Origin of the sequence: Phocaeicola oris (genome assembly GCF_021295095.1) — a bacterium.
Taxonomy (GTDB): Bacteria; Bacteroidota; Bacteroidia; order Bacteroidales; family Bacteroidaceae; genus Phocaeicola; species Phocaeicola oris.
Map to the genome: position 1 here is coordinate 31,173 of NZ_JAJLQX010000003.1, position 26,411 is coordinate 57,583.

Here is a 26,411-nt window from a genome sequence, read left to right on the forward strand (position 1 = left end):
AGAGAAAAAAAGCTGTCCCACATCGGGACAATGCTTTTCGGAGAGAAAAAAGAGCTGTCCCGCTTTGAACAGCACTTCATTAGGAAACTTGCCGGATTCGTCCGGTAATTAAACATTCAAAATTAAAAACATATAATGATGAAAAAGAATTTTAAAATTTCAATTCTATGGGTTGCCATAGTCGCAGGCATGTCCGCGCATTCTCTGACAGACATGATACCTCTTTTTTGGAACGCCAACATTGCTGTTTATAACGACGGCGTAGCACCGATGTCTATGCTCGTATTGATGGCCGTTGTTTCACTCACAATACCGATGATAGGATTGCTCCTTTCGCTCTATGCCCGCAAACGCTGGCATAAGACGGTACATTTCTGTCTCGCCGCTTTCACGGCCCTGTTCTGTACGATACATAGCACGGAACTGATAGTCAGCTTTGAGCTTCCGCAACTTTTTATCCATCCTATGCTGATCATAGTGAGCATTGCGCTTGCTTGTGAGGCGTGGAAATGGAATAAAAAAGAATAAATCATACCAAACATTCATTCAACAAGCAAAAAAACGCACTTATCACAATGATATAATGCGTTTTTTTGCCTAACGAATTGAATGACGTTCACTTTTCATGTAACTCCAACAAAACTCATTGACAATGAAAAAGCAGCTATTCACATTTATCTTATCCCTCGTTCCATTCATCGGCTGGGCGCAAGAGCAAATCACATTGCCTTTTCAAGAAGACGACCACGAAGAGGGATTGTTCATAGGCGGCACCGTTACATATTGGAACAATACGAAGACCAAAGCTACCACGTTGCAGTTCTATCCCGAAATAGGCTGGCACTTCAACGATACATGGGCAACAGGCATTATGTTGGGCTATGCCTTCAACTCCGAGCGTGGCGATAACGGACGCGAAAGGTCGCATGCCCTTAAAATATCGCCTTTTGTACGCTACTATTATCTGCACAAAGGGCCGTTCAACCTCTACTTAGACGGTGGCATCGGCTACAACTACATAACTCCAACCGATCCGAACAAAACAGACAAACATCACGGCTTAGAAATAGGGTTGCGTCCGGGCGCGTGCGTAGATTTGACCAAAGGACTGTGTCTTTGTATGCGTATGGGCTTCGCAGGTTACCGAAAGAATTATTTCTCAGGCGAGGAGCAGGAAATCGGCAATGACGGCTTTGGTCTCCACTTTACTCCCGAGGAGGTGATGATTGGTTTAGAGTTAGAGTTTTAAAGAAACAGTAATTTCACCGATTACCTATATGATATGAACGATATAACATTCTCATTTTTTATTAGATTATGCAGACTTTGAAGACAGATATTGAGCAACGCATATTGGAAGTAGCGCATCAGGAGTTCATCGAGAACGGGGTGCAGCGAACGTGCATCCGTAACGTGGCACGCAAGGCAGGTGTGACCGTGGGCAACCTATATCATTATTTCGACAGTAAGGACGCGCTGTTTTGCGAGGTTATGCGACCGTTACTTACCGCGCTCGACCGATACATCCTCTCGCACAACGACGAGGAGCGTCTCTCGCTCGACGTGTTCGAACTTCGGCAACAGCACATTGACTACATGTTTTCCATGTTCGCTATTGTCAAGGAATTCCGTCCAGAACTGCGCTTGCTGCTCTTCAATGCCGAAGGAACTTCATTAGAGGGGTACAAGAACAAAGTCATCGACCACCAGATGCAGGTAGGCGTGGAGTATCTGCGACTGATGAAGGAACGCTATCCGCATCTCAACATCAACATATCGCCGTTCCTGCTCCATCTCACCTGCTCGTCGTGGATGACCCTCTTCTGCGAACTCGTGGAACACGAGGATTATAGCGAGGAGGAAATCAAGCTGGCACTCAGGCAGTATGCCAATTACGGTATAGCAGGGTGGAAAGAATTGATGAAACCATAGAATAATTTTCAAAACATATAAAGGTATGATAAAAACACTCAAACGCTTAGGGGCTTATATGGGAAGGCGCAAACCCTTGCTGCCCTGCTCTGTCGGGCTGTCGGCAGTCAACGGGCTGCTCTCGCTCGTCCCATTTATTCTTATGTGGCTCGTGGTACGCACGCTGCTCACCACGGAGGGCAGCCTTACCGACGCGCCCGTATGGGGCTATGCTCTTGCCGCTTTCATTGTGTCGGTACTTAATGTATTGCTCTACTTCGCGGCACTCATGCTCTCGCATCTCGCTGCGTTCCGTATCGAAACCAATATGCGCCGCAGCGCGATGGAACGGCTCATGCGTGTGCCATTGGGATTCTTCGATACACAGAATACCGGACGCATGCGCAAAATCATTGACGAGGACTCCGCGCAGACACATACATTCGTGGCGCATATCCTGCCCGACGCGGCGGGAAGCATTGTCACCCCCATTGGTGTCATCGTATTGCTGCTTGCGGTCGATTGGCAGTTGGGCTTGGCGGCCATGCTGCCCATAGTCTGCGCCTTCGGCATCATGGGCTATATGATGAATCCAAAAAACAACAACTTCCAAAAGCAATATCTCGACGCGCAGGAAAAGATGAGCGGCGAGGCAGTGGAATATGTACGCGGAATTCCGGTGGTGAAGGTTTTCCAACAGACCGTCTTCTCGTTCAAGCGGTTCCACGACAGCATCATCCGCTATCGTGACCTTGTTATTCAGTACACCTTGATGTGGCGCTCTCCGATGTCGGCCTACACCGTTGCCATCAATGCCTTTGCTTTCTTCCTCGTGCCGGTGGGCATCATCCTGATCGGGCATGGGGGAAGTGTGCCGGTGGTCATTGCCGACCTGTTCCTCTTCGTCGTCATCACACCGGTCATTGCAACCAATGTGATGAAGATGATGTATCTCAGCCAGAATCTTTTCTTGGCAAACGAGGCGGTAGACCGATTGGAGAAACTGACCGACGTCTCGTTGCTTCCCGATACGAATGCACCTCAAACATCCCCAACCTTCGATATCCGTTTCAATAACGTTTCGTTCAGATATGAGGGAATGGAGAAAGATGCCGTCAGCCACATCAACCTCACCATTCCCGAAGGAAAAACGGTGGCGCTCGTGGGAGCTTCGGGCAGTGGAAAAACGACGATGGCACGGCTTATCCCGCGCTTCTGGGACGTGCGCGAGGGTAGTGTGAGCATCGGCGGAGTGGATGTCCGGCAGATGGATAAATCGGAACTGATGCGCCATGTGTCTTTCGTTTTCCAGAATACCCGCTTGTTTAAAACCTCGCTGATGGAAAACCTGCGCTACGGCAATCCCGAGGCAACGGCGGAACAGATAGACCGAGCGATAGACCTCTCGCAAAGCCGTGAAATCATCGACCGTCTGCCCCAAGGTTTAAACACTGTTATCGGAACGGAGGGGACTTATCTCTCCGGTGGCGAACAGCAGCGCATTGTCCTCGCGCGTGCCATTCTGAAAGACGCGCCCATCGTGGTGCTCGACGAAGCTACTGCCTTTGCCGACCCGGAGAACGAGTACCTTATCCGTCAGGCACTCGCACACCTGACTCACGGAAAAACCGTTTTGATGATAGCTCACCGACTGACCACCGTACAAGATGCCGATAACATTGTGGTGGTGGATAACGGACAGATAGTCGAACAGGGTACGCACAAGGAACTGCTGGCTAAGCAGGGACTCTATTACAACATGTGGAACGAATACCGGAAAGCGGTGGCATGGAAACTGTAAACATTCAAATGACATACAAAGATGATTAAATATTTTCAAAACCGTTTCGCCCTTTCGGAAAAAGGGGCAAAAGACTTGCGGAGGGGGATAGCCTTCTCAACGCTGCTCAACCTTGCGCTGATGTTGCCGCCCACCTATCTGTTCCTCTTCCTCATGGAATACTTGGAAGTTATTCCCGATACCAATCGACATGCATTGGGGTTCTATGTGTTATTGGCAGTTGTGCTGATGTGCGTGATGTTCGTCATCGCCCGATGGCAGTACGACAGTACCTACACCACCATTTACAATGAGAGCGCGCAACGTCGTATAAGTATGGCGGAGAAACTGCGCCGTCTGCCCCTCGCGTTTTTTGGTGAGCGGAATCTTTCCGACCTTACCTCTACCGTTATGGAAGACTGCACTTCGCTGGAGCAAATCTTCTCTCACGCTGTTCCTCAACTGTTCGCTTCGGTGCTGAGTATGCTCATCATTGCCGTCGGTCTGTTCTTCTACGACTGGCAACTGGCTGTCGCCCTCTTCTGGGTAGTGCCATTGGCTTTAGCAACTTTGCTGTTGGCAAGACACAGGATGAACAAATCTTTCGTGCAGAATTACCGTGTTAAGCGTGGTGTAACCGAACATATACAGGAGGGATTGGAATGTGTGCAGGAGATAAAGTCGTACAATGGCGAGGACGAATACAACCGCCGTTTCGACAATCGGCTGACAGCGTATGAGAAAGAATTGGTCAGCGGCGAATTAGTGGCTGGCGTATTTGTCAATCTCTCTGCCATGCTCCTGAAATTAGGTATGCCCACCGTCATTCTCTTAGGTGCATGGTTGCTGCAAAGGGGCGAGGTTAGCATATTTGTTTATATGGCATTCCTCCTCATTTCGGCCATGGTATATAACCCCATTCAGGAAGTATGCAACAATCTCGCCATACTCACTTTCCTTGACGTTCGTATCAACCGGATGAAAGAAATAGAAGCGATGCCGGAGCAGAAAGGAACCAAGGAGATGAAAGTAGATAATTATGACATCGAGTTCCGCGACGTCAGCTTTGCCTACGAAACCGAAAGGCAGGTATTGAGCCATGTCTCGTTCACTGCCCGTCAGGGAGAAGTAACGGCACTCGTCGGTCCGTCGGGAGGCGGCAAAAGCACCACCGCCAAACTTGCCGCACGATTTTGGGACATCGACAGTGGCATGATTCTGCTTGGTGGAAACGACATCTCACACATCGACCCAGAGACGCTGCTTCGCAACTATGCCGTGGTGTTTCAAGACGTGCTGCTCTTCAATGCCTCTGTCGCCGACAATATCCGCATCGGCAAGCGCGATGCCACCGACGAGGAAGTGCGGCGCGTGGCACAGCTGGCACAGTGCGACGACTTCATCAGTCGTATGCCTCAGGGCTACGACACCGTCATCGGCGAGAACGGCGAAACCCTTTCGGGTGGCGAGCGACAGCGCATCTCCATTGCCCGAGCCCTGCTGAAAGACGCTCCCGTCATTCTCTTGGACGAAGCCACCGCCAGCCTCGATGCCGAGAACGAAACCAAAATTCAGGCAGGTATCTCCGAATTAGTGCGTAATAAGACCGTCATCATCATCGCCCACCGCATGCGCACCGTACGCAATGCCAACCACATCGTGGTGCTTGGCGGCGGAACGGTCATCGAGCAGGGCATGCCCGACGAACTCATGGCTCAGGGCGGCGAGTTTGCCCGGATGGTGGCATTGCAACAGGGAAATAAGTCATAATGAAAAGAACATACTTGCGCATGGCGCGCCATGCCTCGTCGCGCAGCGCGTCAATCCCAACGGCGTGTCCGGGTTTGGTGTCGGCCAATGGCAGTTTCTCGGTTTCCGCGATGACGAGTTTATGAAATCCGAAATCTTCTTCCACACGGAGACGTGTGAGGTCGAGTTTTTGAATGCTTTTAATCATAATCATCGTGTTTTATAGGTTAATTTATAAAAAAAGTACAGTCGGAGTTCCCGATAACACTTTTTTGTTCGTAGAAGTGCTTTCGGGGTTCCCGACAATGCATTTTTTCTCGTAAAAGAGGTTTCGGAGTCCCCGACAGCACTTTTTTCTTCGTAAGAGCACCGTCGGGAGAATTTTCTTGCCTCTTTCCGATTATTCGAACGGTACAGCAGGGTAGCCTCCCCAACGGTAACTGATGGTCATGTGTATACAAGAGTTGGTGTACAACAAGCAGTACGTAGTTACACCATTGTCAGAGCAGGCACCCGACGACCAATAGTAGCAACCGCTGCCAACTTGGTTGAGCGTGTCTTCGCGGTAGTAGCCAAGAGCAGGTAGGAAGAAGTAGTTAGCCTGCTCGAAAGCAGCAGGAAGGATGTCGTTTTTAGTGATGGTATAGGCTTTATAGGTTATACGCACGTCAGTGCTGCCGTCAGCAGATACATATTTCAATTGATCACGGAAACGACCTACGGACTGAGCTATCTTCTCAATCTTCTTAAACCATATACCGCCTTTGTAAAATGCCATTTGTTATTCCTTCGTTATTTTCTCGTTTATAAGAATACGGCAATTCTTTGAGAGTTCCCAAACTGCGATTTGAGTTTAATGTACACTCGCGAGAATAGAACAAAATACCCAATATTGGGTATTGCCGTTTCTGGCATTTACCTCTACTTTTGCACCGTCGAAGTCGAAGAGAAAACAGATGGTTCCATACACTATCACTTCGTATTCATAAAAACATATAGGAAAAACATAGTGATACAGCCACATCAAGGCATGAAATCATTAAGATAGAATTTTTGATTAAATCTCTTTGGCTTGATTTGCCCTTATAGGGCACGAATCAAGTTATAATATATAATATAAATAAGGAAAGATGAAAAACGGTAAACGATATATCCACATATTATTGATGGCATGGATCTGGATGATGGCAGGGGCTTCCGGCTCTGCTCAGAAAATGATTTTATGCGGTCATGTTACCGACCAGCTCTCGGGCGAACCTCTCATCGGAGCCACCGTAAAGGTGATGGAAACAAGCACAGGAGGAATAGCCAACGACAACGGATTCTATAGCGTAGGCATACGACGAGGCAGCAGGGTGAGGGTGCAATGTTCTTTCGTGGGTTATCAGACGGCAACGGTTACACTCGAACAAACCAATGCCGATAGCCTGAGGCATGATTTCAGTCTTGTGCCATCGGCCAACAGACTCGATGAGGTGCTAATAACCAGTCGGAGCGAGATGCGCCAACTGAGAGAATCGGGCATGCCTATATCGGTCATCGGTCAGCAACAGCTACAGGGCACTGCGTCTAACATCAACGATGTATTAGCCCGCACGGTGGGTATTACTATGCGCAACACAGGCGGCATGGGCAGCGCGTCACGCATATCCGTGCGAGGACTGGAGGGCAAACGCATGGGGCTGTTTATCGATGATTCTCCTTTAGGGAACGTGGGTAACTTTGTAGCTCTGAGCGATATTCCCACGAGCATGATAGAACGAATAGAAGTGTACAAGGGTATCGTACCTTACAAGTTTGGCGGTTCGGCATTGGGCGGAGCGGTGAACGTAGTAACTAAGGAATACCCGCCCACATATTTGGATGTGTCGTACGAGATAGCCTCGTTCAATACCCATCAGTTTTCGACAGTACTCAAGCGCACCAACCATAAAACGGGACTGCAGTTTGGCGCAGGCGGCGTGGTGAGCTATTCTGATAACGACTATACCATGAAACTCACCACGCTTGATGGGCGCACAGTGAGACGCGACCATGACAGGTTTCGCAAGTACATCGGCGGAATATCGATCAAGGCTACGGAATGGTGGTTTGACGAGATGAAATTGGAACTGGAAGGAGTTTCTACCAACCAACAGATACAAGGCTTTGAAACCGATATTCGTGAAGCGTACAACCATTCGTCGAGCCTGATGTCGTCGCTTACGCTCAAGCGCCAGAACTTCTTTGCCGACGGACTCGATTTTGACTTCGACCTTGCGTTTGTGCTGGGTAAGTACGGACTCGTGGACAAGGCCTTGCGCCGCTACGATTGGGACGGCAACAGCTTTCCGGCCGTATCGCCCTACGGAGGCGAGCAAGGATCATACCCTTCCGATGCCGACAACAGGAGTATCGACCTGAACGCCAAACTCAACATGAACTACACTCTTGCCCGTCACCATGCGGTGAACCTCAATGTCTGCGCTACCAATACCAATATGTTTCCCAAAAATGACCTGATGGACAAGGCTCTGGGATTCATAGCTAATTTCCACAGTCGCATGAGCAATCTCACGGTGGGGCTGTCTTACGACCTCTCGCTTTTCGACAACAAGCTGCAGAACGCACTCACTCTGAAGGAATACTTGTACAGCTCCCACTCACGCAACATTGACGGTTATTCCATCTCTTCTCCCAAGCCTGTAAGAATGTCGAAAAACTATTTCGGCTTCAGTGATGCCATCCGCTATGCGTTTACGCCCGATTTAATGGTGAAAGGCTCGTTCAATTCGGAAGTCCGCATCCCCACAAGCGAGGAACTGATAGGCAATGGATACTCGGTGTTGGCATCGCCTGCCCTGAGGCCGGAACGCGTCAAAGGTGTTAATTTGGGACTTCTCTATCGGCATCAGAAAAAAGATGGCGGCATTCTCGAAGCCGAGCTCAACGCGTTCTTCAACACTTTGGAAGACATGGTGCGTTTCGTGCCGGATATGGTGCCGAGTCTGGCCCGTTACCGTAACTTCGGCACGGTGCGCACAAAGGGAGTGGAACTCGAGCTCAAAGGAGATGTGCATCCGCTGTTGTATCTCTATGCCAACGGAACACTGCAAGACTTACGCGATGTGCGTAAGACTGTGCCGGAAACATCGGTGCCCAATCCCACAAGGAACATGCGCATACCCAACGTGCCCTACCTGATGGGCAACTTTGGCGCGGAATTTCATAAAGCCAATCTGTTTGGAGGCAAACGACAGAATACGCGTATCCTCTTCGACGCGTCGTACGTACATAAATACTTCTACGATTTTGAGATGAGCAAGAATCAGGAACGCAAAATTCCTACCTCCTTTACCATGGATACCGCAGTGGAACACGCCTTTATGGACAACCGGTGGACACTTACGCTGAAGATGAAGAACATCGCCGACAGGCGTGTCATTTCAGAACTTAACTGTCCATTACCCGGTCGGTCTGTATGGTTTAAGGTGCGCTACCTACTGAAATAGTTAACAATATTGTTTCATTTTAATATTTTTATTTTATGAAAATCAGAACTCTTTTTTTTTCATTCATCATGATGACCCTTGCTGCCGGTTGTGGCAGCAAGGACGATCCAACACCTAATCCTCCTACCCCAACCCCTACTCCTACGCCGAAAGCTGAGACCTTCAAAGGCGTACTCTTTGCCGCCAGCGTAACCAATGCTGAAGGCAACTCGGGCACCGTACACCTTCAGGCTGTTCCCGATTTCACGCCCGGCAATTACGATAACAAGAACAGCATACCCATGGGATTCGGCGTGATGCCCATCGCCACCAACCGAGGCAACATATATACGCTGCCCGACTACATGGGTGGCGGCAAGTCGGAAATAGTGCGCTATACGCTCAACGACAAAGCAGAGTGGCAGAAGCAGGGAGCACTTGCCGTGCCTGCGAAATCATCGCCAGCCAACATCGTGGAACTGAACGATGAAAAGGCATTCCTCACCTTACAGGGTACAGGAAAGATTATGGTATTCAACCCCAAGACCATGACCAAGATTGAAGATATCGACTTGAATGCCTTGAGCTACGAGAATACCAATGTCTCTCCTGCGGCCATGGTTATACGCGACGAAAAACTCTATGTAGGACTCAATCAGATGGGCGCCCGCTATATGCCGGTGAAGAACACGGTGGAGGTGGCCATTATTGACGCCAAGACCAACAAACTGCTCAAGCACATCGTCGACGAGAAGCCCGGCTTCTGTTTTGCCACACGCCCCATCGATCCCAGATCTATCTTTGTAGACGAACACAATGACATTTATATCAACTGTATCGGAGCTTTTGGATTCCTTCCCGACTTTCCGGGAGGCATTGTACGTATAAAGAGCGGACAAGACGAGATAGACCCAACCTATAAGATGGACATCAGCAAGATCAAGGTGGAAGGTCTGTCGTGCGAATATGGCGAGTTCCTCTCCACCGTCTGCTACGACAAGAACGGTTTACTCTACGGCTACCTCAATGCCTATAAGTTAGACCCAACCGGTATGGAACATGCCTATACCTGCCTGACAAACGTAGCCGTATGTATAGATCTCAAGGCAAAAACCATCAAAGCAATCAAGGGTTTGGATGTATCGAATCCGCATGGAGTTGCCGTTGGCAAGCATAAGAATCTGATAGTATTCGGCAATGCCGGCAAAAAGACAACGGGATTCTTCTCTTACGAACCAACTACCGGAAAAGTAGAAGGTCCCGTGATGAACATCACAGGCAATCCATTCTTCTTCTATAGCTACGCGGAGTAAGGAGAGAGAGTTCCACAGGTAAATCCGCGACACTTCCACACGAAAAGAAAATACCAAATATTAGGTATTGCCGCGTTCAGCATTTACCTCTACCTTTGCGATTGCGAAGATTGACTGCACTCGAAAAGTTGAAAGTCGGCTTTCATTATACTCGTTTGCGCTACCTTTGCGAGCATATCATCAGTATATGATAAGAAGAAGAAAACATCACGGACAGTTGGAAACTGTCGTTTCATATTGGGCGCGCCGTTCAGACAATGAGCGGTGCGCTTTTTTTGTGAACAAATCGAAACGATGTTCATTATATAAGCGTGTATTTGAGTAATTGTAATCATATAACATATAACATAAATGAAAATCGAAAGCATTAATAGAAAATTCAGGCAGATGTCGGTGTGGATTTTACGCCACCGCCTATTGGTAGTAGCACTATTCGCCGCTCTTGTCGCCTTCTCGTTCATGGGAACGAAACGTATCGTGATAAAAACCTCGTTCGACGACTATTTTGTGAGCGACGACCCGATGCTGCTCAAAACAAACGAGTTCAAGTCCATCTTCGGAAACGACTACTATGTGGCGGTATTGGTGAAGAATAAGGATATATTCTCCAAGCGTAGCCTGACGCTTATTCGTGAATTGAGCGAGGAGCTGAAAGACAGCCTGTCGTATGCCGACAAGGTTACGTCGCTCACCGACCTTGAGTTCACCGTGGGCACCGAGGAGGGCATGACCATTGAGCAGATTGTGCCCGACGAAATACCTTCGGACGCGGCTTCGCTGAAAGAAATCAAGCGCAAGGCATACAGTAAGCCCTATCTTGCCAAGAAATTAGTATCAACCGACGGCACCATGACATGGATCATGGTAAAGCTGCGTCCTTTTCCCGAAGACAGCGTGTGGAAGAAGACGAGCGACATTGCCCCCGACATGCTCACGGGCAAAGAAGCCGGACACATCATCGGCAAGGAAAAATACGCGGAACTCTCGCCAGACGCCGCTGGAATGCCCTATCTGAGCTACGAGAAGTTTGTCTATCTGACCAAGGAGATGGGGCGTCTGTTCCTTATTGCCTTCATCGTTGCCATCATAGTCATGGTCGTAGTCACTCGTTCGCTACGAGGCGTCATCGCCCCGTTGCTCACCTCCGTGGTCGCCCTGCTGATAGGTTTCGGCATTATCGGCTGGATAGGGCTTTATATAGACATGACCACCGCCATGATAGCCGTCATACTGACCTTTGCCTGCTCCATTGCTTATAACATCCACCTGTATAACTTCTTCAAGACAAAATTTATCGAGACAGGCAGGCGTAAGGCTTCCATCACCGATGCCGTAGGCGAGACAGGCTGGGGAGTGTTGCTCTCGGGACTGACTACCATAGCTGCCATGATGACTTTCCTCTCCATGAAGATTGTCCCCATGAAGGCTATCGGCGTGAACACCTCGTTGTGTCTGCTGTCGGTATTGCTTACCTGCTTAATCGTTACCCCTGTGATACTATCATTCGGAAAAGACAGCAAGTCCGGCATCGACATTTCCAAGAGCCTCGAAGGATATGTAGGAGGACAATTCGAGCGGTTCGGCAGTTTTATCCTGCGCAACCACCTCACGATATTCATTGCTTCCATAGCCATAACGCTTTTTTGTGGTATCGGCATGTTCTCCATCGAGCCGGCTTTCGATATTGAGAAGACCATGGGACGCAAGGTGGAATACGTGAAGAAATTCCTCGACCTCTGCGACACGGAGTTAGGAACCATGTACTCCTACGACCTGATGGTTACCCTGCCACATGCCGATGATGCGAAGAAGCCCGACAACCTGAAAAAGCTTGACCAATTGGCAACCACCTCGGAAAGCTATCCGTTGACCAAGCGGCACAATTCTGTTACGGACATCGTAAAGGACATGAACTGCACGCTCAACAGCAATAATCTGAAGGAATACCGGATTCCCGGCAATGCCGACATGGTGGCGCAACTCCTGCTGCTCTACGAGAATGCCGGCGGAACGGAATCGGAATACTGGATGGACTACGACTACCAACGACTGCGCCTGCAAATTGAGATAAAAGACTACAACTCCAACGAGGCAGAAAAGGAAATGGACGATTTGCAGAATGAGGCTCGAAAACTGTTTCCAGATGCTCATGTATCGGTGGTGGGCAATCTGCCGCAGTTTACCGTGATGCAACAGTATGTGGAGCGCGGACAGATGTGGTCGATGCTCCTCTCGGTGTTGGTTATCGGCGTCATACTCATTCTCATATTCAGGAGCTGGAAAGTGGGACTGGTAGGAATGATTCCGAATATCGCCCCTGCCATTATCGTGGGAGGTATGATGGGCTGGTTGGGCTATCCGCTCGACATGATGACCGCCTCGCTCATCCCTATGGTACTCGGTATCGCCGTCGACGACACCATTCACTTCATCAACCATTGTCATGTGGCACACGACCGCTACAACGACTATAACACGGCCATACGCAAGACGTTCCGCACAGAGGGACTGGCGATAGTGATGTCAACAGTTATCATCTCGGCAACCTTTGCCGGCTTTATGTCGTCCGACGCCACGCAGACGAAGAACTGGGGCTTATTAGCGGTGGCCGGTATGGTTTCGGCATTGTTGGCGGACTTGTTCCTCACGCCCATCCTCTTCAAATATCTTCGGGTATTCGGAAAGGAAAAGCAGGGACAACGCTTCCATGAAGAAAAAAGCACCGTCCCACATCGGGACAACGCTTCCATGAAAGAAAAAGCACCGTCCCACATCGGGACAACGCTTCCATGAAAGAAAAAGTACCGTCCCACATCGGGACAACGCTTCCATGAAAGAAAAAGCACCATCCCATATCGGGACAACGCTTTTACGAGAGAAAAAGCAGTGGCGACACCCGACGACAGCACTTTTTGGAAAAAAAAATGCATTAGCGAGCAGCTCGACAGCGCTTTTTGGAAAGAAAATGCATTAGCAAGCAGCTCGACAGCGCTTTTTGGAAAGAAAATGCATTAGCGAGCAGCTCGACAGCGCTTTTTGGAAAGAAAATGCATTAGCGAGCGGCTCGACAGCGCTTTTTGGAAAGAAAATGCATTAGCGAGCAGCTCGACAGCGCTTTTTGGAAAGAAAATGCATTAGCGAGCGGCTCGACAGCGCTTCTACGAAGAAAAATCGAATATCAACCTTATAAAACAAGCAAAAATGAAAAGAATATCAATGATGATGATGGCTTTGACGGTAGCTTTCTCCGCACAAGCCGCAGATCTCACAGGAAGAGACATTATGCAGAAAGTGAAGAACCGCGCCGATGGTGACACCCGATATGCCACCGTTGAAATGACGCTTATTCAGAAAAGCGGGCACAAACGCGTGCGGAAACTCGAATCGTGGGCTATGGACATTGGCGAAGACACAAAGAAAATCATGTTCTTCACTTATCCCGGCGATGTAAAAGGAACAGGCTTCCTCACTTGGGACTATGACAACGTAAACAAGGTAGACGATAAGTGGCTCTACCTTCCGGCGATGAAAAAGACGCGTCGCATCAGCGGAAAATCGTCGAAGACCGACTACTTCATGGGCAGCGACTTCACCTACGATGATATGAGCACACGCAGCGTGGATGAGGAAACACACAGTCTGCTGCGGGAGGAAGTTATGAGCGGGCAAAAGTGTTGGGTTATACAGTCTGTTCCCAAAGACAAAGGAGAAATATATTCAAAGCGCATCACATGGATCAGACAAGATTGTTTAATGGTAATCAAGGCGGATTACTACGACAAACTTGATAAATTACATCGTCAGCTGACAATCTCCAACATAGATAAAGTACAAGGCTTCTGGACTATGCATCTCATGCAGATGGAGAATGTGCAAACGGGACACAAAACTATTATCCGCATGAACAATCAGAAGTTCGATATCAAGGTTTCGCCCAATCTGTTCACCGTTTCCAAATTGGAAAAAGGACTCTAACCATGAAAACGTCGCGATTATGGATGCTGTTGCTTGTGCCGATGCTCTTCTCGGTACAGGCTTTTGCACAGATAGACACCCTGACGGTAGAGAACGATGCTGTTGATACGGAATACATGCCACAGGAAGAAACGGACGACAACTCCCTGCGTGTTCAGGTAAAGGGCTTTCTCGATAATTACCACGCTGTCAGGACAGAGGGAAGGAACGACTGGATGGCTTCGAGAACTCGTGTACGAGGAGAGGTGAAACTTGAAAAAGGCGCCGCCTCGCTTTTCGTTTCCATGAACGCCACCTACAACGGCATACTGAAAGACCGTACGGGAATAGAATTGCGTGAGGCTTATCTCTCTTACGCAAAAGGAAACTTTGACCTTCGTGCCGGACGGCAGATAGTCGTGTGGGGAGTCGCGGATGCATTGCGTGTTACCGACTGCGTGTCGCCGTTCGATTATACTGAGTTTCTCGCTCAGGACTACGATGACATCCGCATGCCTGTCAATGCCCTGCGTGCAAAATATACTTGGCGGTCGGTAACATTTGAAGCGATATGCAATCCCGTGGCAGACTTCTTCATCTTGCCGACCGACGAACGCAATCCGTGGGCGTTACGCCTGCCATCGGTGACATTTCCCTATACCATAGATTTGGAAAGCGGCAAACCGGAGAAAATACTTCGGAACATGGAGTTCGGCGGGCGGATAACCGCCAACCTCAGCGGAGTGGATTTCTCCCTGAGTGCCCTGCGCACGTGGAACAAGCTGCCCGCCCTTTCTCTTACCTTGGCCGACGATCGAAATTCGCTTCATGTCAAAGGAGAATACCGTCGCATGACGATGCTCGGAGCCGACTGCTCACTGCCTGTCGGCCAGTTTGTGCTTCGCGGCGAGGCGGCCTGCTATTTCGACGAAGCACAAGGTAGAGGATTGGGACAGGACGCGGCATGCCGAAACACCTACAATGCTCTTGCCGGCGCGGACTGGTATCCGGGCAACGACTGGAACTTCAGCGTACAATACTGCCATAAATATACATCGGGCAATCTCGATGGACTGTCAGTCTACCGCAATACCGGACTTGCCACGGCCCGCGTCTCGAAGGAACTAATGCGGAACTTGCTGAAGCTCTCTACATTCGCGTACATAGACGTAACCAACGGCGGTATTTTCAACCGCTTCTCAGCTTCCTACTCCCTGAACGACCAAATCGAACTCACCGCCGGCTATGACTACTTCCATGCCGACAAAGGCAAGTTCCGGATGTATGACCGGAATTCCGAAATGTGGGTGAAAGCAAAGTATAGCTTCTGATAAAGTCAACAACTGTGCCGGAGCATCGAAAAAGGAAAGACTGAACTGGTGGTTTTGGAAAGACTGAGAAAACAGTCGTCATATTCTCGCAAATATGACGTTATGTTTTTGTATATTTGCCAATGAAAACCTAAAAAATATGCCAGCCGACAAGGGAAAGCCCCAACCAAGCGGTGGAGGCGGAAGCGAGGAACCGTAAAGTTATTTCGATTGTGGAGCGGCTGGCGTTATGTAGCGTCGCTCCGCTATCGTATGTCGAACAACCTTTAAATTTGAAAATATGGCACGGGCAACAACAAAGACAGATTTGATTACATCTGCAAACGGACAATTTGACAAGATGTGGAAACTCATCGAAACGATGAGTGAGGAACAACAGAACGCAACATTTGCCGAAGAAATAGCAACGGCTGGCAAGGAGGCTCATTGGGGCAGGGATAAAAACCTGCGTGACGTGCTTGTACATCTGTACGAATGGCATCATCTGCTGTTGGATTGGGTACAAGCCAATAGTAACGGTGAGCATAAACCCTTTCTTCCCGAACCATATAATTGGAGAACATACCCGACAATGAACGTGGAATTTTGGAAAAAACCCCAAAGTACACCGCTGACGGAAGCAAAGGTGAAATTGAAAGAAAGTCATAAAGATGTAATGGCACTGATAGAGAGTTTCTCCAACGACGAACTCTTTGCCAAAGGTGCATTGGATTGGACGGGCACTTCTCCACTTGGCGCTTACTGTGTTTCAACCACTGCAAGTCATTACGACTGGGCAATGAAGAAGATAAAGGTGCATATCAAGAACTTGAAATGAGGGTGTGGAAAAAGTAAAATCACATCCATGAGAAGATACCCGAATTGTATGATTTTTACAAGAATAGATTTGTGAAATAATGGATGTTACGCATGGAAAATAACTGGAAAGAATGCTTGTCAGCATATATCAATAGGACAATTAGTCCTGACGGTAGGGATACTTTTGAATCCACAGAGACATTAAGTGAGCGAATTTTTGAATTTGCAAGTATCAAGCAAGGAGAAAAGGTATTGGATTTGGGGTGTGGCTGGGGAAAATCTCTGCCACCTTTCATTCCTCATTTTTCATCCGCTTTGGGGATAGATATGAGGCGAGAGAATATTGCACAGGCAAGAGATACCTATGTGGATTATAGCCATGTTTCGTTTCAGTGCGGTTATATCCAAGACTTGGATTTGTCGCCTGAGAGTGTAGATTTAATTATTTCCTCGCTTGTTCTGCATCAAGTGGAATGGATCGGGCAAGAAGGATTGTTTAACGCTGTGAAGCGTGTACTGAAAGCAGATGGCGAAATGGTGATGGCAGACGAAATCATCTTGTTCAATCCGGACACATCTCCCGAAAGGTTCAATGAAGTCTATCGCTATCTGTTGGAACATACCACTCCGAAAGAAGTCTATGAAAATCATATCAAGCCATACCTGCAAGAGGGATGTATCTATACTTGGCAAGACATGAAAAAGAATACGCCTCCTGAATATTGGTTTTATTCTATAGAAGATTTGAAAGCCGTATTGAGAAAAGCAGAATTGAAAATTGTAGATGTTCAAGAAATAACCCCGTTTTTCGGTCTGTTGAAAATAAGACACCAATAGCATCAAAAGAATGAAACCAAACAAGATATATGCCTGTTGGATTTATGTCAGTGATTTACAGAAGTCCAAACAATTTTATCAGAGTATAGGCTTCGAAGTAAAACTAACAGACGGAGATTGGATAGAGTTTGATTTAGGTGAGACTTCATTCGCTATATTGAAAAGACCTGCCAACAAGGGCGATGTGATTGCAAGCAAAACAAGGATTATGTTTGAGACTGACAATATAGAGCTTGTGTATGAGGAATTAAAAGGGAAAAGAATAAAAACGATTGGAGAAATACGAACAGAACCTTACGGAAAGCTGCTGACTTTTGAAGATCCTGACGGACATTGGTTGGAGTTTTATCAAAAACTTCCTTGTAGTGATTAAAAGGAATATGAGTATTTTATAATGGCTTTTTGTTACTTTTGAGCCGTCTCAACTCATTGTCAAAAGTAACGATGTGTTTTTCATTAGGGTTTCTTTGCTCCTTTCTTTGTCCGCCCGAAGCTCACGAAGGAAAGGAGCGGTCGGCAAATTTGCCGACCGCTTTACTCCGTCTATTCTTCTTGAATGGTTATTCGCCCCGTTTTTGCATCGGGATAAATCATCTTGTTTGATTTTATGCGGATTCCAGAGATGAGGGAGTTTGAGTTCAACTTTTTCTTTTTCCCTGCATCTCGCATATCCAACATTTTTATCTTTGACTTTCCGCTGCGCGCCGCCGATTTTCAATTCCGTCGGGTCGATCGTTTTCGTTTCAGTAGCGTAAATAAGGTAGGGCTTAGGACAAACAAGGTTTACGGCAAGAATACTACCTGCAATGAAAATGAAATAAGCAGTGTGGAGATTGTCGTCTAAACGGCTTGCCGTCCCGACCTTTTTTGTCCGTAAAAGCCCGAAACTACCTTTGCCGCTGACAACGAACAACCGATCCCGACATGATACACGGGCACAAGTAGAGGATGTGCAGGTAGAGAAGCTGGGTGAAAATAAAAAACGCAGTCTTCGGAGGCTGCATTTTACCATAAGAATAGAATACACGGAAAAAAAGTAGCCCCAACGGACGGATCTACGAAAAAAATGGAGAAAATTCTTTTTTCTCACGATATACCCTTATTATTTGCATCAAATAAAATAGTTCTTTGAAATGGCAAAATAAGGTGGAATATAGAAGCTCACTGGTTTCTTTATCGTTACCTGCTTTCATTAACAATCAATTTAATCTATTGAGTATTTGATATTTACACAATTCTCTATACCTTACAATGTGCATGGATAGAGGTTTGTTAATTCCTGACATGTTTTTGATTTTCTTAAGCCGGTAATTCATGACCTGATCAGCCGGTACCCAGAATTCGTAAACGAGAATTTCAACAGGCTGATCTTTGTAAATGATCGCCCTTTTTCGTCTGTCAAAAATAGGTTTTAATTTGTAATTTGGCATAAAGCATTTAATTCAGATGCGCCCTTTATCACTGCTGTACCAACCTCAAAAAGTGGTACAGCATTTAGCACTAATTTGAGTTAAAACGGGCACATAACAAGTTAATATTAATTTTATCAACTTGCGCCAAACATGCTTTAATACGCTATAATGGGGTTATAATCGGTGTTAACGAGCTTTAAAAAGAGAGCCGAATCCCGGACTCGAACCGGGGACCTATTCATTACGAATGAATTGCTCTACCAACTGAGCCAATTCGGCAAGAACTATATTTGCGCCTTTTTGCAGAAACGATGCAAATATAGTTCTTTCTTTACGAAATCAAAAATAAAAGATTAACTTTTTTCCATCAATCCAATGTTAAAGTAACGACCGATTTTGACGGCAAAACAACTTTCAGATTTCCATTCTGAACTTTTGCACCATTGAATGTTTCCGGCTTTACCATATTCGGCTGCTCGAAAGTATTATGATCGTTAATGTGATTAACTGTCAGAATTCTACCACTGACACCTTTCACTTTCAGATTATCAAGGCTGATTTCGATCGTTTGATCATTCTCCAAATCAATATTAGCCAAAGAGATATGAATGACTCCATTCCCATCCTTCGATGCCGTCGCGCTAACCAAAGGAACCACACGGTCGTCACGAACAGCTTTCTTCGCTGTTGTCAATTCGAACGGCAAGAAAGTAGCATCCTGATGAATCTTATACATCTCGAATACATGATAAGTCGGAGTTAATACCATCTTATCATCTTTCGTAAGAATCATCGACTGCAGCACATTGGCTATCTGAGCAATATTTGCCATTCTGATTCTATCGGTATATTTATGGAACACATTCAAAGAAAGCGCGGCCACCAAAGCATCACGCATGGTATTCTGTTGATAAAGATGCCCTCGTACTGTCCCCGGTTCCTCATCCCACCAAGTCCCCCACTCATCAACCAATAAGCCAACCTGTTTGTTCGGATCGTATTTATCCATAATAGCACAATGTTTCTTTATAACCTGTTCTATTTCAAGACACTTTCCTAAAGTCCAATAATAATCATCGTCGGTAAAGCTGATTGCGGAACCTTTACTTCCACTCCAACCGCTACAAGTATAATAATGTAAAGACAACCCATTCATCCGATGTCCTACATTCTTCATCAGCACCTCTGTCCAATTATAATCATAATCACTGGCACCACTGGCTACCTTATATAGATGATTCCCATTATATTCGCGACAATAAGTTGAATAGCGTCTGTACAAGTCGCCGTAATATTCAGGTCGCATGCTTCCACCGCACCCCCAACTCTCATTACCCACACCGATAAACTTCACTTTCCATGGTTTCTCCCGACCATTTTCTTTGCGTAACTTAGCCATCGGACTACCTTGTTCTGCAGTCATGTATTCCACCCATTTAGCCATTTCCTCAACCGTTCCGCTACCAACATTTCCACTGATATACGGTTCGCAGCCAAGCATTTCGCACAGATTAAGAAACTCATGCGTTCCGAAACTGTTATCCTCAATGGTGCCTCCCCAGTTGTTATTCACCAATCTTGGACGGTTCTCTTTCGGGCCGATGCCATCTCTCCAATGATATTCGTCAGCAAAACATCCACCCGGCCAACGTAATACCGGGACTTTCAGGTTCTTCAAAGCCTGAAGTACATCATTCCTATAACCTTTGGTGTTTGGAATTGGTGAATCCTCTCCAACCCACAGTCCACCATAAATACATGTTCCCAAATGCTCGGCAAACTGCCCGTATATTTCTTTGTAAATAATCTGCTTTCCATCCTGTGGATGAATAGCCATGGTTGTTGTTTCTTGAGCACACAATGGCATCGCGGCAAATAATGCGATCGAAATCAGTTCTTTCTTCATATTCATATATTTTTATTAGTTATTTCCCAACTACTTGAAGATATCCCTGAGTCGGAATGGATGTACTCTGCCAAAGAATCTTTTTATTTATCCACCTACTCTCCGGAAACTGTTCTTGAGCTAACAGAGATAATGAAACTGCCGGAAACAATCTCAATATGATTTTTTTCATTATTCAAGAAAGCATTTAATCTTCATATTCTACTTATGCAAAATAAAAAAATTAAATTTGCATTTCAAATCAAAACGATTGAAATTATGAAGAAGCAGAAAAGAAACATTATAATAGGTATTGTATGCGGAATGATTATCATCGCATGTGGTACTGCTGGCTACGTATACCATGAACTCTTTTCTCCAAGTCTTCACAACTCCAAAACTGCCTATATTTATATTGACAGAGATGATAATGCCGATTCCATCTTTATAAAAGTACAGCAAATAGGGAAAGTTAAAAACATGAACTTCTTTAAACTGCTTGCCAAATATAATCACTTAGAACAAAAAATACATACCGGACGATACGAGGTAAAGCCGGGCGATAATATAGTGAATCTATATAGAAAACTGATTCACGCGCAACAAACACCAATGATATTGACCATTCCCTCTACCCGAACCATCGGGCAACTCTTCAAAGCGTTAGACCGGCAACTAATGCTCGACTCTGCCGAGATTATAAGGCCATTCAGAGACTCTCTAATCGTCCAACAATTAGGTTTTAACGAACAAACACTTCCGGCTTTCTTTATTCCCGATACCTATCAGTTTTACTGGAATGTTTCGGAAGAAGCTCTGCTTAAAAAGCTAAAGCAAGCATACGATAATTTCTGGAATCAAAAACGAATAGAGCAAGCCAAAGCTATCGGACTTACTCCCACAGAAGTCTCCACACTGGCTTCCATTGTGGACGAAGAAACTGCCAAGAACGAGGAGAAACCCGTGATAGCGGGATTATATATGAATCGATTGCACAAAGGAATGTTGTTACAAGCCGACCCGACAGTTAAATTCGCTCAACAAGATCCGTCGATTAAAAGAATTCTTTTCAAGCATTTGGAAATAGATTCCCCTTACAATACCTATAAGAATCCGGGACTTCCTCCCGGTCCGATTCGGATTCCAAGCGTTCAAGGATTGGAAAGCGTATTGAATTACGCTCATCATAACTATTTATATATGTGCGCAAAAGAAGATTTTTCCGGTTACCACAACTTTGCCGAAAATAATATCCAACATGCAGCTAACGCACGCCGATACCAACAGGCACTTAACCAACGGAATATTAAATAACGTTTCGCCTTAAGAGAATACTATCGAAAATAAATAATTCAATTTAGATATTGGCTTTTAATCATTTCTTTCATATCTTTGTAGGACGTCCAGCCAAAAATAGCAGAATTTCAACTTAAATATCAAGAATATGGAAGAAATATATTCTTGACATTTAGATAATAATATACATTATGGACTAACAGAAAAGAATAAAGAAGGAAATCTCAATATAAATATACTTATAGAATTCAAATAAGCCCAATGAGTGATGCATTTTCACGATCTATCAATTTCTAAAAATTATGAAGTCTCTTATTTCTTTAATTTTATTATGTTTCTGCTTATGCTCATGTGAAAAAAAGCAGATGGATACTGAAACAATAATTCTTGGAAAGACCTTTAGCAATCAAAGTCTATCTCTTACCTTTGAAGACAATGATTCGGTTTCTTTCCAAACCAAAAATACTTTGTATATTTTGAAAGGAAGGTCAAAATATGAAATAGATAATGGTAGAATTATAATAAAAAGTCCTTACGGAAAAAGACTTGAACCCAACGAAACAACAAACTGTTATATTTTAAGTTTTATAGGTTCTTTAAAAAATGATAGAATAGATGACGCTACATTTTCTATCATTAGTTCGTATGAAAAAGAACAGTTTTTTGGAGATGAAATAACTTTATTTCTTGAATAAAAAAGAGGGCATGTCAATTATGACACACCCTCATTATAAGGAGCCGCATTAGTGATGCGATGAAACTCCGAATGACAGGATTTGAGTGCCCTCCAACCTTTGTAATCCACCGGCATCTCTGCTACCCGAAGGCGTGGCCCGCCATTGGAAGAAGAAGCTTGTCTCGGAATTTTTTATAATTTGATGAGTTTCCCAATACAACTAATGCGGCTTGTTCTCAAACTTCATCCGCACAAATATATATATTAATTATAATATTTGCAAATAATATGAGTATTTTTATTTTTATAATAAAAAGAAAGAGTCAGGCAAGTAAGCTATATATCATTGATTTCTCATAGCAGTTACCATCCCGATATATATAAACCAATAAAGTGATGCGGTTGAATTCTTGCATTTATCAGAAGTTTCTGTTTGGTCATGCGTATGAGTTAGCAATCTCTGAAAATCGATTTAAATTATATATATAGATGATACATCTGCAAGAGCCTTAAAACATGAAAAGTGTAATTCTATATGTTAATATATTAGCGTTATTCCTGTCTTCTATTAAAATATATCAAATAATATATTTTTTAAGTACTTATTACGATTTTCTGTGTCTTATCGAATAAAAGGATGCAATTAACATCTAAATAATACTAAAAATCTATGCTTAAAATTCACCATGATTTAAAATGTATGCTATGGACAATTTTATTATGTCTTTGCGCTACTGTAGGTTATGCTCAAGAGAAACTCGTAACTATCAATGTCAAAAATGCTTCTTTGGTACAAATCTTTGAGATAATAGAGAAACAGACTGATTATCGATTTTCGTATCGTAACGTAAATATTGATAATCGTCATGACATTTCACTATCTATCACACGAGGACGAGTACAAGATGTTCTCGACCATGCCCTTACACAAAGAAACTTATCTTATACGATCACTTCTCCTAAGTCTATTGTTATTTATAAGAAAAGCACCGCGAATGATGAGTCTAAAGGAAACTCACGAGCGACGCGTCAAGTATTCGGCACTGTAAAGGATATGCATGGAGAACCTATTATCGGCGCAAGCATCTTAGAAAAAGGAACACAAAACGGTGTTGTTACCGATATAAACGGGGAATTCAAAATCTCTGTACAAGAAGGGGCTTCCCTTACCATTAGTTATTTAGGCTTTGTCACTCAAGACATAACCATAAAAAAAGATGAAAATCTAAAAATCATGATGGTGGACGACCAAAAATCTTTAGACGAAGTCGTTGTTATTGGATATGGAACTTCCCGAAAAAGCGATTTAACAGGAGCAGTATCTTCTGTAGCAGAAGGACAATTCGTTGAAGGAGTAACAACAAACGCATTTCAAATGATTAATGGTAAGGTAGCCGGTGTAAATGTAAGCCAAACAAGCTCAGCGCCGGGAGCTCCTACAAAGATTCAGATTCGAGGGGCTGGATCTATTAATAGTAGTAATGCCGCTTTGGTTGTTGTTGACGGAATGCCGGGAATAGATCCTTCGTCTATCAATACAAAAGATATTAAATCAATTGAAATTCTGAAAGACGCGTCAGCAGCAGCTATCTATGGTACGCGTGCCGCCAATGGTGTAGTACTTATAACTACCAAGCGTGGTTCCAATTCTCCGTTACGAATTCAATTTGGAGCAGAGGTAGGTATACAATCTGTAGCCAAACGTATGGATGTGCTGAATGGACACGAATATATGGAAACATTAAACGCAATTAGATTAGAGTCGAAACATCCTGACGGCGCATTGTATTCGAAAGAACAAATCGCACAAGTGGGAAATGGCACCGATTGGCAAGATGTAATATTTCGAAACGGCGCTCCTGTGCAAGACTACAAGATAGGATTCTCGGGCGGGGGAGCGAAACATAATTATTATGTAGGACTTGGTGTTATGAATCAAAAGGGATTGGTCAAACATTCCGATCTTACAAAATACAATGCCAGAGTCAATTTTGATTTATCCCCTATGAAATTTATGAGGTTGAAGTTCAATCTTAATTATACTCGGAAAGACGGCTCATCTATTTACGAAGGCGAGGGGGTAAATGAGGCTGCCGGTGTCATCAACTCGGCTATTCAATTTGACCCGACACTGCCAACCGGTAAAAATCCAAAAACAAATCGCTATTATACAAATGATTATATTTCATTAGATAATCCACAAGGTCTTTTAAACGGAATGGAAATTAATAATCATTCCAATAATACGTATGGAATCCTTGCATTAGAATTAGAACCGCTAAAAGACCTTGTGTTCACGGCACGTGCAGGCGCGACCGTCAATACGTACATGAACAACTTTTACCGATCAAGGGACACCATGACAGGACTTGCCTCCGGCGGAGTTGCCAACAAGAAAAGTGGTGAAGAAAGCCACTGGCTTGCAGAGTTTATCGTGAACTATAAGCGTTCGTTTAAGAATATACATCATTTATCAGTAATGCTCGGTACAACTTTCGAGCAATTCCAGTCAGATTATCTAATGGGTAATGCGACAGGTTTCTTATCCGATTTACTGAGCTACAATAATATGCACGGAGGAGACACTCTTAATGGTGACGACGTCTATTCTTATAAGAGCCAGAACCGCTTAAACGGATTTTTAGGAAGATTCAACTACAACCTAATGGATAGATATTTGTTGACAGCATCCGTTCGCTACGACGGAACCTCCAGATTCTCTATTGACAAGAAATATGCGTTCTTCCCTTCTGCCGCTTTTGCGTGGAGAGTATCCGAAGAACCATTCATGAAAAAGTTTTCAAATTTAAGTAATCTTAAATTACGACTTGGTTATGGCCAACTTGGAAACCAAGGTATTAACAATTATGAAACATTACAAACTTTAATTACAGAGGGAGCTGCCGTCTTTGGAGACAAACTCTCACAAGGCGTAGTTTCCGCACGCCTCCCTAACAGTAATCTGCGATGGGAAACGACCGAGGAGTTCAACATAGGTATTGATTTCGGATTCCTTGGGAATCGCATTTCCGGAAGCATGGATTTTTTCATTAGAGATACCCATAATCAGTTGTTCAATAAACCTTTGCCGGCATCAATTGGCTTCCAATCCATAAAAGTAAATGCAGGAAATGTCCGCAACGAAGGAATGGACTTTACCCTAAACACCGTGAACATTGATACAAAGAGGTTCAATTGGAATACCTCCTTTAACCTTTCGCTACTCAAAAACAAAGTATTGGAACTTCCTCCTTATATGCCCCGTCTGATAACCGGTAACATCACCTCTTTCGTTTCAGGTTTCAATATTACGCGCGTTGGAGACCCTATCTACTCCTTTTATGGCTACCAAGTTGATGGCATATTCCAAAAAGGAGATGACATTAAACACTCAGCACAACCGAATGCTAAACCTGGTGATTTGAAATTTTTTGATGCAGACCATGACAATAGCATTACTTCCGCAGACCGCGTCATATTGGGAAAGCCTTTTCCAGATATCACATTCGGTCTAAGTAACACGTTTAAATACAAAGGATTTACGTTTGATATATTTTTACAAGGAGTCTATGGTATTAGTACATTGGATGTTAATGTGTTAGAGACAATGTACCCGACTAATGAATATCGCAACCATATTGGTCGTTATTACAGAGAGCGTTGGACAGAGACAAACCCTTCAACCAAGTACCCCAGTGGCGTAAATCCTACCGATTATGGAGGACAATATATTGTTAACTCTATGACCGTAGTAGATGCTTCTTTCCTAAGAATTAAAAACATAAGTTTATCATACGATATTCCATTAAAGAAAAAGGATGTGATACAGGCAGTACAAGTATATGCGGCTGCTGATAATTTATGTACGTTCTCTAAATACGATGGCTTCGATCCGGATGCAAGCGCAACGGGAAGTAACAGCATCGCAAAAGTGAATTACAACAGCTATCCGTTAGCTCGTGTTTTTCGATTCGGTATTAATCTTACTTTCTAAAATAT

Annotated in this window: 21 protein-coding genes and 1 tRNA gene; 16 read left to right on the forward strand and 6 right to left on the reverse strand. The window is 44.9% G+C overall.

The annotated features are described in order from the left end of the window. Positions 1–138 precede the first annotated feature (138 nt). The 5 genes from LO761_RS02680 (at position 139) to LO761_RS02700 (ending at position 5,461) form a co-directional block, all read left to right on the forward strand. Positions 139–528, forward strand: a complete 390-nt coding sequence (locus LO761_RS02680; protein ID WP_272816780.1) for a hypothetical protein — start codon at positions 139–141, stop codon at positions 526–528. Positions 529–652: 124 nt separating this feature from the next. Continuing rightward, entirely contained in the window at positions 653–1,249 is a 597-nt protein-coding gene (locus LO761_RS02685; RefSeq protein ID WP_272816781.1) for an outer membrane beta-barrel protein, read from the forward strand. 68 nt (positions 1,250–1,317) lie between these two features. Then, positions 1,318–1,932 (forward strand): TetR/AcrR family transcriptional regulator, encoded by a 615-nt coding sequence (locus LO761_RS02690; protein ID WP_272816782.1) that lies wholly within the window; start codon positions 1,318–1,320, stop codon positions 1,930–1,932. Between the two features lie 25 nt (positions 1,933–1,957). Continuing rightward, positions 1,958–3,712, forward strand: coding sequence for an ABC transporter ATP-binding protein (locus LO761_RS02695; protein ID WP_272816783.1), 1,755 nt, complete (start codon positions 1,958–1,960; stop codon positions 3,710–3,712). Positions 3,713–3,733: 21 nt separating this feature from the next. Further along, a complete protein-coding gene (locus tag LO761_RS02700; RefSeq protein WP_272816784.1) occupies positions 3,734–5,461 on the forward strand; it encodes an ABC transporter ATP-binding protein in 1,728 nt (575 codons plus the stop codon). Here the strand turns inward: LO761_RS02700 and LO761_RS02705 are convergent. Next, a complete protein-coding gene (locus LO761_RS02705; RefSeq protein ID WP_272816785.1) occupies positions 5,400–5,648 on the reverse strand; it encodes a hypothetical protein in 249 nt (82 codons plus the stop codon). The two genes, LO761_RS02700 and LO761_RS02705, sit on opposite strands and share 62 nt — an antisense overlap. 192 nt (positions 5,649–5,840) lie before the next feature. Next, positions 5,841–6,218, reverse strand: coding sequence for a hypothetical protein (locus tag LO761_RS02710; RefSeq protein WP_272816786.1), 378 nt, complete (start codon positions 6,216–6,218; stop codon positions 5,841–5,843). Positions 6,219–6,570: 352 nt separating this feature from the next. Here LO761_RS02710 and LO761_RS02715 point away from each other — a divergent pair, with 352 nt between their 5' ends. From LO761_RS02715 to LO761_RS02750, 8 genes are all read left to right on the forward strand, one after another. Then, positions 6,571–8,931: a TonB-dependent receptor gene (locus tag LO761_RS02715; protein WP_407951536.1), complete on the forward strand. Its 2,361-nt coding sequence runs from the start codon at positions 6,571–6,573 to the stop codon at positions 8,929–8,931. Between the two features lie 35 nt (positions 8,932–8,966). Beyond that, positions 8,967–10,223: a hypothetical protein gene (locus LO761_RS02720; protein ID WP_272816787.1), complete on the forward strand. Its 1,257-nt coding sequence runs from the start codon at positions 8,967–8,969 to the stop codon at positions 10,221–10,223. Between the two features lie 351 nt (positions 10,224–10,574). Continuing rightward, positions 10,575–13,016 carry an efflux RND transporter permease subunit gene (locus tag LO761_RS02725; protein ID WP_272816788.1) on the forward strand — a complete coding sequence of 814 codons (2,442 nt, stop codon included), beginning with the start codon at positions 10,575–10,577 and terminating at the stop codon, positions 13,014–13,016. A gap of 408 nt (positions 13,017–13,424) precedes the next feature. Beyond that, complete coding sequence (locus LO761_RS02730; protein WP_272816789.1) at positions 13,425–14,198, forward strand: outer membrane lipoprotein-sorting protein; 774 nt, start codon at positions 13,425–13,427, stop codon at positions 14,196–14,198. A 2-nt stretch (positions 14,199–14,200) separates the two neighbouring features. Next, positions 14,201–15,508: a DUF1302 family protein gene (locus tag LO761_RS02735; protein ID WP_272816790.1), complete on the forward strand. Its 1,308-nt coding sequence runs from the start codon at positions 14,201–14,203 to the stop codon at positions 15,506–15,508. A 280-nt stretch (positions 15,509–15,788) separates the two neighbouring features. Further along, the gene (locus tag LO761_RS02740; protein ID WP_272816791.1) at positions 15,789–16,325 is read left to right on the forward strand and encodes a ClbS/DfsB family four-helix bundle protein; all 537 of its coding nucleotides are present in this window, start codon (positions 15,789–15,791) and stop codon (positions 16,323–16,325) included. A 92-nt stretch (positions 16,326–16,417) separates the two neighbouring features. After that, a complete protein-coding gene (locus LO761_RS02745) occupies positions 16,418–17,143 on the forward strand; it encodes a class I SAM-dependent methyltransferase (protein WP_272816792.1) in 726 nt (241 codons plus the stop codon). Between the two features lie 10 nt (positions 17,144–17,153). Next, positions 17,154–17,516 carry a VOC family protein gene (locus tag LO761_RS02750; RefSeq protein WP_272816793.1) on the forward strand — a complete coding sequence of 121 codons (363 nt, stop codon included), beginning with the start codon at positions 17,154–17,156 and terminating at the stop codon, positions 17,514–17,516. 48 nt (positions 17,517–17,564) lie between these two features. Here the strand turns inward: LO761_RS02750 and LO761_RS02755 are convergent, their stop codons facing one another. From LO761_RS02755 to LO761_RS02770, 4 genes are all read right to left on the reverse strand, one after another. Beyond that, positions 17,565–18,155 (reverse strand): hypothetical protein, encoded by a 591-nt coding sequence (locus LO761_RS02755; RefSeq protein WP_272816794.1) that lies wholly within the window; start codon positions 18,153–18,155, stop codon positions 17,565–17,567. 606 nt (positions 18,156–18,761) lie between these two features. Continuing rightward, positions 18,762–18,834, reverse strand: a tRNA-Thr gene (locus LO761_RS02760). An 88-nt stretch (positions 18,835–18,922) separates the two neighbouring features. Next, positions 18,923–20,461 carry an alpha-N-arabinofuranosidase gene (locus LO761_RS02765; RefSeq protein ID WP_272816795.1) on the reverse strand — a complete coding sequence of 513 codons (1,539 nt, stop codon included), beginning with the start codon at positions 20,459–20,461 and terminating at the stop codon, positions 18,923–18,925. Positions 20,462–20,480: 19 nt separating this feature from the next. After that, a complete protein-coding gene (locus LO761_RS02770) occupies positions 20,481–20,633 on the reverse strand; it encodes a hypothetical protein (protein WP_272816796.1) in 153 nt (50 codons plus the stop codon). A gap of 86 nt (positions 20,634–20,719) precedes the next feature. Here LO761_RS02770 and mltG point away from each other — a divergent pair, with 86 nt between their 5' ends. The 3 genes from mltG (at position 20,720) to LO761_RS02785 (ending at position 26,406) form a co-directional block, all read left to right on the forward strand. Beyond that, entirely contained in the window at positions 20,720–21,754 is a 1,035-nt protein-coding gene (mltG, locus tag LO761_RS02775) for an endolytic transglycosylase MltG (protein WP_272816797.1), read from the forward strand. A gap of 347 nt (positions 21,755–22,101) precedes the next feature. After that, complete coding sequence (locus LO761_RS02780) at positions 22,102–22,431, forward strand: hypothetical protein (RefSeq protein WP_272816798.1); 330 nt, start codon at positions 22,102–22,104, stop codon at positions 22,429–22,431. 681 nt (positions 22,432–23,112) lie between these two features. After that, complete coding sequence (locus LO761_RS02785; protein WP_272816799.1) at positions 23,113–26,406, forward strand: SusC/RagA family TonB-linked outer membrane protein; 3,294 nt, start codon at positions 23,113–23,115, stop codon at positions 26,404–26,406. The last annotated feature ends 5 nt before the right edge of the window (positions 26,407–26,411 follow it).